An 8,338-nucleotide genomic window follows, 5' to 3' on the forward strand; every position below is an offset into this window, starting at 1 on the left:
GATGGATGCTGCGGCATGTCGTTGATTCGGCCATGCCGCAGCACCCGCGAACCGGCCGCAGCGATTTGGGGCAATGACCGACGAGCTGAGCGCTCCCCTTGGCAACAAAAGGCGCAAGCGTCAGAATGCGCGCCCAGGCGACGGCGGCTGGCGCCGATGGCCCTGGGCCCGGATCGGCCTGGCCCTACTTGGGCTCGGCATGGTCTTTGTCGCGGGCTGGGTGATTGTCATAGACGACCCCACGGGCGGCCGCCCGATCGCCGAGGCGCCGGTTTCCAATCAGGGCCAGCCCAACCCCGTCGCGGTCGAAGTCGGCACCCAGGAGCCTGCCGGAAGCGATCCGGTCGGGCTGCCGGCGACCGGACCCGGTGGACCCTCGATCATTACCCTCGGTGAGGACGGCACCATCACGACGAGCGAGGACCGGGCCGCCGCCGAATATGGCGCACTGCCCGGGCTCGTCGAAAGCACACAGCTTGGCCTTCTGCCCCGCATCGGCGCCGACGGGCTCACCCCCTTCGAGGCCTACGCCCGCCCTTCGCTCAGCCCCAACGCCGCCGGGGGGCGCGCATTGATTGGCGTCGTCATGACCGGGCTCGGGCTCAACGAAACCTCGACCCGCGACGCCATCGAAATGCTCCCGGGCACTGTAACGCTGGCTTTCGCACCCTACGGCCAGGCCCTTGTGGACCTCACCGCCCAGGCGCGCGCCGCGGGGCACGAGCTCATGCTCGAAGTCCCGCTCGAACCCTTCGACTACCCCCAGAACGACCCGGGCCCGCACACGCTCCTTGTCGAACACCCACCGCGCGAAAACCTCGAAAAGCTCTACTGGCTGCTTTCGCGCATGGGCGGCTATACCGGGCTCATCAACCATATGGGCGCGCGCTTCACCGCCTCGGCCGCCGATTTCGGCCCCGTCATGGAAGAGATCGGCATCAGGGGGCTGGGCTATCTCGACAACGGCACCTCGGCCCGCTCGGTCGCCCCGCAGCTCGCCGCCCAGAACGACGTCCCCTTCGCGCGCGTTGACATGGTGCTCGACGAAAATCCCTCCCGCACCGCCATTCTCCAACAGCTCGATATGCTCGAAGCGCAGGCCAGCGAGCGCGGCTGGGCCATCGCGACCATCTCCGCACTGCCCGTTTCCATTCGCACGCTCTCCCAATGGGCCGAAAGCCTTGACGAGGAGCGGATGCTGATCGTACCCGTCAGTGCCCTCGCCACAACACCGGACTAGGCCGATGAACGCCACACGACCCGACCGTGACGCCATGCCGTACCGAGACTGCGTGGGCATCGCGCTCTTCAACAAGCAGGGCAAGGTTTTCATCGCCCGGCGCATCCCCGAGGACGGGGTCGATCAGTCCGAAGTCGCCGCCCCCTGGCAGATGCCCCAGGGCGGCATCGACGCAGGCGAGGAGCCCCTGCCCGCGGCCTATCGCGAACTTTACGAGGAAACCTCGATCCGCACGATCCGGCTGATCAAGGAAGCCGAGGACTGGATATACTACGACCTGCCGGACGACGTCCTCGGCATCGCGCTCAAAGGCAAGTATCGCGGCCAGCGCCAGAAATGGTTCGCCTTTCTGTTCGAGGGCGACGAAAGCGAGATCGATCTCGACACTCCCGGAGACGGCGATTGCGACCCCGAATTCGACGCCTGGCGCTGGGAGGCGCTGTCGGCACTGCCCGATCTGATCGTCCCGTTCAAGCGCGACGCCTATCTGCAGGTCGTCGACATCTTCGCCTCGCTCCCCGAACAGCTGATCGATGGTTGAACTCCGCCCGCTGCTGACCGCCGACAAGGCCCAGTGGCTCGCCCTGCGCCACGCGCTCTGGCCGGACAACGCTCTTGATGAGCTCAAGGACGAAGTCGATGCCTATGAGCCCGGCGACCCCAAGGCCACCGCCATCGGCGCCTTCGACGGCGACACGCTCGTCGCCTTCGCCGAAGCCTCGGTCCGCCCCTGGGGCGACGGATGCGACACAGCGCCGGTCGGCTGGCTCGAAGGCATCTACGTCGCCCCGGCCCACCGCAGCGCCGGCATCGCCCGCCGTCTCGTCAAGGCCGTCGAAAACTGGACCCGCGAGAAGGGTCTTGCCGAACTGGGCTCGGATGCACTGATCGACAATACGACCTCGATCGCCCGCCACGGCCAATGGGGGTTCGAGCAAACCAAGCGCGTCGTGATGTTCAGAAAGCGCCTCGGATAGGACCGTCGCTTCACGGCGCCTACCGTCCCGGCGGCGTGAAACCGGCCCGCGCGTCTGCCGCCGCGCCCCGGATCGCGCAGCCGGCCACATGGTCGTTGATAAGGCCCATTGCCTGCATGAAAGCATAGACCGTGGTCGGCCCCACGAACCGCCACCCCATCTTCTTGAGTGCCTTCGATAGCGCGACCGAGGCCGCGGAGGTCGACGCCGTCTGCGGCTCCGCAAGGTCGGCCGCGTCCGGCTCGAACCGCCACACGAACGCTGCCAGCGAGGTTTCGCCCGCGACCAGCTCGCATGCGCGCTGTGCATTGTTGATCACAGCCTCGATCTTGCCCCGGTGGCGGACTATGCCTTTGTCCTGCAAAAGCCGCTCGACGTCGCCTTCGGTAAACTTTGCTATCGCCCTGAAGTCGAACCCGGCAAAGGCAGCGCGGAAGTTCTCGCGCTTGGCAAGGATCGTCCGCCAGCTTAGCCCCGACTGAAACCCCTCGAGGCTCAGCTTTTCGAACAGCCGAATGTCGTCGGCAACCGGATAGCCCCATTCGGTGTCGTGGTAATCCAGAAACTCGGGCGCAGCCGCGCACCAACGGCACCGTGGTCGCCCGTCCGGGCCTGCGATCGTCGCACTCATGCCGCTAGCCGATCACGCGACGAGAAAATCGAGCCTGGGGTCGGCCTTCGCCGGCGCGAGCTCGACAATCTCCGCGCTGACGATGCCTTCGGCAACGAACGGGTCCTCCGCGACGCGCGCTTCAAGCGCCTCGCGCGATACGCTATGCGCCAGGATCCCGCCGCCCAGCCGCGGCTGCAAGCTTCCCGCGAGTACGAAAACACCGGCGTCGAACCCGCGCCTGAGCCAGCTGTTATGTGCATCCATGAACGCCCCGGCGCGATCCTTGTTGGCGGAAAATTTCAAAAACACGACGAACATGATGCTTCCTTCTAGTGATGTCCGGGGGCGTTTTGGGTATCCCCCGATTGTCCGTATCCCGCGAGCCAGCCGCACATCGCGTCGACCTCGCGTTCGATGAAGTCCGCGTCGCCGAACGCATTGGCCAGCGACGCGACCCCCTGGCTGCGCGCGAGCAGATGCATCGCCAGCCGGTCGGCCTCCTCGCGATGCCCCAGCGCCTCGAACTGCCCCACCAGCCATGTCCGAAAGAGGGTAAAAAGCCCTGCCGCATCATCCTGCATCGCGTGATCGAGCTTGGCGAGTTCCGCGCACAGCGTGCCGACCGGGCAGCCATAGCGCATGATCTTGCTCTGGTTGGTCATGAGAATGCGGATGAAGCTGCGGATGCGGTCCGCCGGGTGTGCACCCTCCGCTTCCCAGTCTTCGAGCATTTTCCGGGTTTTGGCGAGCCGCAATCCGATCACCGCATCCAGGATCTCGTCCTTGGATTTGAAATGATAATAGAAATTGCCGCGCGAGATCCCCACGGCGTCCGCGATATCGGAGAACGAGGTATGCTCGAAGCCCTGCTCGTAAAACAGCCGATCCGCCTCGTGGACGATCTGCGTCCGTGTCGCCTTGGCACTCATGCTCACTGCCTCTGCCGCGCCCGATTAGGACGTCCATCCTAGATGCAACATTAGGACGTTCGTCCCAATTCGTCAACACCGATTCGACGGGGTTTGCCACGACGTTTCCAGCCGTTAGTGTGCCCGGGATTCCGGCAGACGAAGGGACGACGGCAATGAAAACCATCGGCATCATCGGCGGCATGAGCTGGGAGTCGACGGCTCACTACTACGCCGCGATCAACCGCGAAACGGCGGCCCGGCTGGGCGGCCTCCATTCCGCGCATCTGCTCATGGAATCGGTCGATTTCGCCCCCATCGCCGCATTGCAGAGCGCTGGCGCGTGGGACGAGGCGGGCGATGTCCTCGCAGCGAGCGCGCGTCGGCTGGAAGCCGCGGGCGCCGATCTCATCGTTCTCGCCACCAACACCATGCACATCTGCGCGCCGAAGATCGAAGCGGCGATCGCCACCCAATTCCTCTATATCGCCGAACCGACGGCGAACGCACTTATCGCCGACGGCGCATCCCGCGTTGGCTTCCTCGGCACCCGGTTTTCCATGGAAATGGACTTCTATACCGACCGTCTGCGCAAGATGGGCCTCGACCCGCTCGTTCCCGAGGTCGACCGGACCAACCTCAACGCCATCATCTACGAGGAACTCTGCCGCGGCATCGTGACCGAAGCCTCCCGCGCCGTCTATGTCCGCGCGATCGAGGGCCTTGCCGCGCGCGGCGCCGAAGCGGTCATTCTCGGCTGCACCGAAATCGGCATGCTCATTTCCGACGACGACAGCCCCCTGCCGGTCTACGATACGACGGAACTGCACGCCAAAGCCGCCGTCGCAGCGGCCCTCGACTAGAGCGCCTCGACCGCGACACCTGCGCAAAGAACGCCGAGCGGATAAAGGCTGCTCGGATCGCTCACCGTGATCGACACCTGTCGCTGCCAGACCCCGGTCGCCTGGTTGAGCTCGTAGGGCCCAACCCACAACCCATGCAATCCCGCCTCGTATGGCTCGCGCCATCGCGGCCGGTCGCCGTGCCAGTAAAGCGCCGAAAGCTCGGACAGCGCGACGGTCAGCCCCCGCGCATCGAGAAGGAGAAATTCGGTGTAGAGCCCCTCCGAAAGCGCCTTCGCCTTCGCTAAAAAATAGGACGCTGGCGTTTCCAGCACCGCCGGGATCAGGGTCCGGCGGTCCATATTGTAAACCTCGCGCCGCCAGTCCCCGTTGAGCCGGTCGATGAGATCGCGGCTATAGGCCCCGGTCACCCGGTTCTGCAGCTTGACCGCATCGAGTATGATCGGCGCGTGCGACATGCGCCGCAATTGCGAATTCGCGAGCGTGCGCAGCCGAGAATCGACGATGCTTTCATTGAGCTCGGGGGGCGTCTGTCCCGCCGCGGGCAGCACCGTGCCGGCCGCAAGCGCGGCGCTCGAAAGGCGCAGAAAATCCCGGCGCGTCGTCATCGGTCTGCCTCTTCCCGGGGACAATCAAACCCCGCCATCGTGCCCATGCGGGGTTAACGAGGCGTCTCCACACGAAAAAAAGGGCGCACCCGGCGGCGCGCCCTGCAATAGCGTCATGGAGCGGCGAGGCTAGAACTCGTTCCAATCCGGATCGACAGCGGCGCTGCCCTTGCTCAAATAGACTGCAGCCGCCTGCTTGGTGTCCGCGGCCGGCAGTTTCGCACCCCCCTGTGGCGCGGCCGGACGCAGCTCGGTGACCGTGCCGCCGCCAACCTTGAAGATCTCGACGATCTCGTCGAGATGGTTCGCCTGCGCCTCGGTCTGCTCGATCGCCGCATTGGTTTCTTCAACGAGCGCAGCGTTGTGCTGCGTCATCTCGTCCATCTGCCGGACGGCCGTGTTGACCTCTTCGATCGCCGAAGCCTGCTCGCGGCTCTGGGTCGCGATCTCTTCCATGAGGGCGGTATTTGCACGGGCAGCCTCGAGCATCGAAGCCAGCTTCTGCGCCGCCTCGGCGACGAGGCTCGACCCGCCGTCGACCTCATTGGCGCTTTCTTCGATCAGCGCCTTGACCTCCGCAGAGGCCTCTGCCGCCGACTGCGCCAGCCGCCGCACCTCGACCGCGACGACGGCAAAGCCCTTCCCGGCTTCCCCGGCCCGCGCCGCCTCGACCGAAGCGTTGAGTGCCAGCAGATTCGTTTGGAAGGCGATGTCGTCGATCATCTTGATGATGTCCGAGACCTTGCCCGAGGAGGTCGTGATCCGTTCCATCGCCGCGTTGGCGTCGTCCATGACCTTGCCGCCCGCCTCGGCAGCCCCGGTCACCTCCAGCGCGGTGCGCGAGGCGTCCTGCGCCCGCTTGGCGTTTTCCATCACCGTGTGGGCGAGTTCTTCCATGGCCGCCGAGGTTTCCTCGATGGTCGCGGCCTGGCGCGTGGTGCGCTCGGAAAGATCGTTCGCGCCCGAAAGGATCTCCCCGGTCGCGACCTTGACTGCGCGCGACGTCGAGCGCAGCCTGGTGACCACATCGGTCAACGTGTCGGCGACCCGGTTCATATCGGTCTTGAGCTGACCGAACGCGCCCTTGTGGTCGCCCGTCATGCGCCGTGTCAGGTCGGTCTCCGCCAGCGCGCCGAGCACCTCCCCGGCCTCCCCGACCCCCCGGTCGACCGTCTCCACCAGCGTATTGACACTACCCGCGAGCGCATTGAGTTCGGCATCGGGGAAGTTTGCATCGACCCGCTTGGAAAAATCGCCCGCGATCGAGGCATCGACGACGTCGCCAAACGCCTTCTGAAGCTCCTCCATCATGGCCTGGCGCTCCTTGGCGGCCTGTTCGATCCGGACCGCCTCCGCCTTGGTCATCCGGTCGACTTTCATGCCGTTCTCACGGAACACCTCGATGGCGCGCGCCATTTCGCCCACTTCGTCCTGCCGCGCCGTGCCGTTGATCTCGACGTCGAAATCGTTCTGCGCCAGCGTTGTGGCCACACCCGTCAGCTTGCGGATGGGCGCGGAGACCAGGTGGTTGAGCACCACCCCAAGCAACGCCATGCCGACGGCAACCACCGCAAGCGCGATACCCAGGACGATGAACGCGTTCGTCGCCGCAGCGGACCGCGCCGCCGACAGGTCCCACGTAAGGACAAGCGCCCCGGCAAGTTTGCGCGAGATCCCGAAATAGACCGGAACCGCCGCAATATGCAGGTCGCCCTCAACCCATGACTGTCGCGTCTCGTTCTCAAGTGCCGCCTGAGCGAACCTCGAAAGGTCCAGATGTGCCGCCTTCTCCCCGATCTCCTCGACAAGCGCCGCGCCCTCGGCATTGAAGGCGCCGCCGGCCGCGAACGCGAACTCGGCATCCTCCGTATACCCGGCAAACTCCGACGCGATGGCGTCGGTCTTGGCAAACCGGATCGTCCCGGCCATCTGCTGGCCGACAAGTTCGATCGTCCGGTTCTCGGATTCGATCACCTCGCGTTCAAGCTGGTTGATCGCCATCGTGTTGGCGACGACCGTAATCAAGGCCACGACCGTCAGCATCGACACCGCAACGATCGCAAGCAGTTTTTGTGTAATGGAAAGCTTCAATTTCATAGCCGAACCCCCGCCTCACCCTATTCGAGATACCAAAGATTGATGCCCACCGTGATCGCGCCTATCGGCGCGCCGGTGTCCGGATCGACGACGGGCAGGCTCACCTGACTTTGGAAAACCTGGCTCGACTCGTCATACTCGATTTCACTGACATGGATCGCGTCCGCGCCCTGGCCGAACGAATCCTGCCACTTGGCCTCGTCGCCCTGCCAATAGTCCGATGTGACCGTGCTCTGCGCGACGTTCAGCCCGACCGCGTCCATCACGAACATCTCGGTATAAACGCCCTCGGTGCCGTCCTGGACCGAGGCGAGATATTGCGAGGCCGCGTTCGACATTGTCTCGGTGATGAGCGGCTGCGCACCGGACCCGGCATCGATTTCCGCCCGCCACTGGGTATCGAGCGCATCGATCTCCGTTTGCGGCAGCGTTCCGGTGCGCGCGTTCTGCGTTCTGACCGCGTCGATAACGACCGGCTCGCGCACGATGGCGGCAAGCTCGCTCCGCCCAAGCTCGAGTAGCTCCTGGGTAAATTCGTGCTCTTCGGCCATGGACGGCGCAATAGCTACAAGCGTAATTCCGGCCAAAATGGCGGCCTGACCCGCAACGCGTTGGCTCATCGATCCTCCTGCCCTCTTCGATGTACGACCCTGGCGCCCGGGCTTTAATTAACTGCGTCCAAATGAGAAAATAGGGAGCGATACTTAAGGAACGGTTGCATTTACCGGTTTGCGGCGGGTTTTTGGCCGGACTCAAACGCGGGTCCAACAAAAAAGCCGCGCCCGGAGGCGCGGCTTTCTTATTCTGCATTGTCCCGCCCGAGGGCCGGGACAAGACCTTTGGCAGCCTAGAACTCGTTCCAGTCCGGATCGATGGCGGCGTTTCCGTCGGTAAGGTAGGCCCTGGCGGCTGTCTTTGCCGCCGGCTTCTGCCTCGCTGCCGCTGCCGCGGGCGCCGCGGTGATCGTCGTGCTCTTGTCGAGCCGGAAGATCTCGACGATGCGGTCGAGCGCGGAGGCCTGCGCCTCGGTCT

11 protein-coding genes are annotated in these 8,338 nt (G+C 64.8%); 4 read left to right on the forward strand and 7 right to left on the reverse strand.

Features of this window, described 5'->3' with window-relative positions; genetic code table 11:
* Positions 1–73 precede the first annotated feature (73 nt).
* From LSG43_RS16255 to LSG43_RS16265, 3 genes are read left to right on the forward strand one after another with little or no spacing between them, the layout of a single operon-like run.
* A complete protein-coding gene (locus LSG43_RS16255) occupies positions 74–1,240 on the forward strand; it encodes a divergent polysaccharide deacetylase family protein (protein ID WP_231806158.1) in 1,167 nt (388 codons plus the stop codon).
* 4 nt (positions 1,241–1,244) lie between these two features.
* Positions 1,245–1,781, forward strand: coding sequence for an RNA pyrophosphohydrolase (locus LSG43_RS16260; protein WP_231806161.1), 537 nt, complete (start codon positions 1,245–1,247; stop codon positions 1,779–1,781).
* Positions 1,774–2,217 carry a GNAT family N-acetyltransferase gene (locus tag LSG43_RS16265; RefSeq protein WP_231806163.1) on the forward strand — a complete coding sequence of 148 codons (444 nt, stop codon included), beginning with the start codon at positions 1,774–1,776 and terminating at the stop codon, positions 2,215–2,217. Before LSG43_RS16260 ends, LSG43_RS16265 begins: the two co-directional genes overlap by 8 nt.
* 19 nt (positions 2,218–2,236) lie before the next feature.
* Here the strand turns inward: LSG43_RS16265 and LSG43_RS16270 are convergent, their stop codons facing one another.
* The 3 genes from LSG43_RS16270 to LSG43_RS16280 are packed head-to-tail and all read right to left on the reverse strand — an operon-like array spanning position 2,237 to position 3,759.
* Positions 2,237–2,848: a DNA-3-methyladenine glycosylase I gene (locus LSG43_RS16270; protein ID WP_231806165.1), complete on the reverse strand. Its 612-nt coding sequence runs from the start codon at positions 2,846–2,848 to the stop codon at positions 2,237–2,239.
* Positions 2,849–2,860: 12 nt separating this feature from the next.
* A complete protein-coding gene (locus LSG43_RS16275; RefSeq protein WP_231806167.1) occupies positions 2,861–3,148 on the reverse strand; it encodes a YciI family protein in 288 nt (95 codons plus the stop codon).
* Between the two features lie 11 nt (positions 3,149–3,159).
* Positions 3,160–3,759: a TetR/AcrR family transcriptional regulator gene (locus LSG43_RS16280; RefSeq protein WP_231806169.1), complete on the reverse strand. Its 600-nt coding sequence runs from the start codon at positions 3,757–3,759 to the stop codon at positions 3,160–3,162.
* A gap of 155 nt (positions 3,760–3,914) precedes the next feature.
* Here LSG43_RS16280 and LSG43_RS16285 point away from each other — a divergent pair, with 155 nt between their 5' ends.
* Complete coding sequence (locus LSG43_RS16285; protein WP_231806171.1) at positions 3,915–4,601, forward strand: aspartate/glutamate racemase family protein; 687 nt, start codon at positions 3,915–3,917, stop codon at positions 4,599–4,601.
* Here the strand turns inward: LSG43_RS16285 and LSG43_RS16290 are convergent.
* From LSG43_RS16290 to LSG43_RS16305, 4 genes are all read right to left on the reverse strand, one after another.
* A complete protein-coding gene (locus LSG43_RS16290; protein ID WP_231806173.1) occupies positions 4,598–5,209 on the reverse strand; it encodes a twin-arginine translocation signal domain-containing protein in 612 nt (203 codons plus the stop codon). The two genes, LSG43_RS16285 and LSG43_RS16290, sit on opposite strands and share 4 nt — an antisense overlap.
* A 129-nt stretch (positions 5,210–5,338) precedes the next feature.
* On the reverse strand, positions 5,339–7,306 hold the full coding sequence (locus LSG43_RS16295) for a methyl-accepting chemotaxis protein (RefSeq protein ID WP_231806175.1): 1,968 nt from the start codon (positions 7,304–7,306) through the stop codon (positions 5,339–5,341).
* A 20-nt stretch (positions 7,307–7,326) separates the two neighbouring features.
* On the reverse strand, positions 7,327–7,926 hold the full coding sequence (locus LSG43_RS16300; RefSeq protein WP_231806177.1) for a hypothetical protein: 600 nt from the start codon (positions 7,924–7,926) through the stop codon (positions 7,327–7,329).
* 227 nt (positions 7,927–8,153) lie between these two features.
* A partial coding sequence (locus LSG43_RS16305) for a hypothetical protein (RefSeq protein ID WP_231806179.1) occupies positions 8,154–8,338 on the reverse strand: 185 nt, incomplete at its 5' end.

This window comes from Pelagibacterium xiamenense, assembly GCF_021166475.1.
GTDB classification, from domain to species: domain Bacteria; phylum Pseudomonadota; class Alphaproteobacteria; order Rhizobiales; family Devosiaceae; genus Pelagibacterium; species Pelagibacterium xiamenense.